Origin of the sequence: Thalassolituus marinus, assembly GCF_020320395.1 — a bacterium.
In the GTDB taxonomy this organism is placed as follows: Bacteria; Pseudomonadota; Gammaproteobacteria; order Pseudomonadales; family Oceanobacteraceae; genus Venatoribacter; species Venatoribacter marinus.
This window is the reverse complement of sequence record NZ_JAEDAH010000079.1, coordinates 4,048-5,884: the sequence shown is the minus strand read 5'-3', so window position 1 is coordinate 5,884 and position 1,837 is coordinate 4,048. Positions and strand designations below refer to the sequence as shown.

Annotated in this window: 2 protein-coding genes and 1 pseudogene; 1 reads left to right on the top strand and 2 read right to left on the bottom strand. The window is 55.2% G+C overall.

The features are described from left to right. Nucleotides 1–192: hypothetical protein (locus I9W95_RS12750; RefSeq protein WP_225675469.1), on the top strand; the 192-nt coding region annotated here is incomplete at its 5' end. 500 nt (nt 193–692) lie between these two features. On the opposite strand, the pseudogene I9W95_RS12745 reads toward I9W95_RS12750, so the two are convergent. Beyond that, a pseudogene (locus I9W95_RS12745) lies at nt 693–1,434 on the bottom strand (IS5 family transposase); the annotation flags it as partial. An 82-nt stretch (nt 1,435–1,516) separates the two neighbouring features. Next, a partial coding sequence (locus I9W95_RS12740) for a tetratricopeptide repeat protein (protein ID WP_225675467.1) occupies nt 1,517–1,837 on the bottom strand: 321 nt, incomplete at its 5' end.

The following is a 1,837-nucleotide window of genomic DNA, read 5'->3' as shown; positions in this document are numbered from 1 at the left end:
GAATTTTCTTCGCTTGGTCATGAACACTCCTTACAGGCACATTATGCCTCTTTTAGATGTGTCCGTGAAAACGGGGTAGAACCCAACATCAACTTCCGGGGTACATACACGTTCGCGCCGACGGGCGAACTGCCAAAACTGGAGGACTTAATGGCACCGATTGAGGGCTATCGACCTAGAAATGAAAGTTGATACCCCTCTACAAGCCACGGCAGACGGGGGCTTCAGAGGTTTTTGCAATATATGGAGGCAAAATCCCTAGGACCCCAAGAAGATACTGAAACTTGAGCTAAATTAAAATTAATAGTGGCTTGGAGGCCAGTAAATACGGGGGCTTCAGCGGTTTTTGCAGTATTTGGGGGCAAAATCCCTAGGACCCCTTTTTATAAACCTTACTATTTCAAATATCTATTTTAATAAGTAAAAATCCAAAGAGGTGCGACAAGGGTGGGCAGCGGGGAGGGGGTATAAATGCGACGAACAGGTGGAGCATTTCATTGGCAGCAAGGAGGCTGCGTTTGACTTTGTGGAGCGCCTGAAGGGGTTGTCACTGGCGCAGCGCATTGCTGTGATATACAGGGCAAGGGAGTTTTGGAGCCGTAATTAACACGCCAACACGAACCCGGTGAGACTTGCGCTCGCCGGGTATCGACCTCAGCCATCACTCACATCCAGAACTTCCAGATTCGTGCCCGTCGAGAAAGCAGCCAGCTTAGGATGTGGATGTTGCGCTGCCGGTATTTGGGGCGGTCAAACAGCCTTGGCAGGCCGGCTTGGGTTTGCGTTTCATGGTTCGCAACGGAATCACAGGCTGTATCCGGTAACGGTCGCAGTACTGGCGCAAGTGCTCGGCAACGTAGCCCTTGTCTGCCAGCAACCAGCGGCAGCGCTTGCGAGGCCGGCCTGGCTTGCCAGGGATGCGAACCTGATCCAGGAGTGCCTGGGCATTCGAGATGTCGCTGGCCTGGCCCGGCGACAGCAAAAAGCGCAGAGGCACGCCGTTGGCATCGCAGACCATGTGGATCTTGGTGGTCAGGCCGCCTCGGCTACGCCCCAACGCATGGTCTACCGGTTCTTCTGGCCCCCCTTTTTTCCCGGCGCCAGAAGAGGCTCGGGTTGCTCGCCCCGCTGTGGAATCAATCATCCAGGTATCCAGATCGATCAGCCCTTCCTGATTCAGGCGAATGTGCAGGCGCTCAAGTACCTGGTCGAACGTGCCGTCATCCCGCCAGTCACGAAAGCGCTGATACACCGTCGACCATGGGCCGAACCGCTCTGGCAGGTCGCGCCAGGCTGCACCTGAGCACAGGATCCAGAAGATGCCGTTGAGCATCAGTCGGTCATCATTGCGAGGTCGCCCCATCTTCTGTTCGGGGGAAACCAAATCAGCGATCAGCTCCCAAGCTGCATCCGGGGTTCGTAACGCTTTGCCATGCGGGCCTCCAGCCTGTCATGGCGCCGATTCTACCCGTTTGGACTTTTCGTACAGAACCTAGCAGTTCTATCAGCATTTTTATCAGTGATGGTTCTGCCACCACTGGGTGGCCAAAGCCTGCGCCTGTTCGATTTGCTGATGGGACATCCTCGATTCGATTTGCCGAATGGCCTTATCTGCTTCCACGCCATTGGCCTTCCCCAAGTAGAACCATTTCGCAGCTTGAACATAATCCTTGGGAACCCCTTCGCCGTTGGCATACATGACCCCAAGGTTGAAATGCGCGCTAGCGTGTCCCTGCTCGACGGCCTTGCGATACCACGTCACCGCCTGCGACGCGTCCTTGGGAACCCCTTTGCCGTTGGCATACATGACCCCAAGGTTGAACTGCGCGCTAGCGTA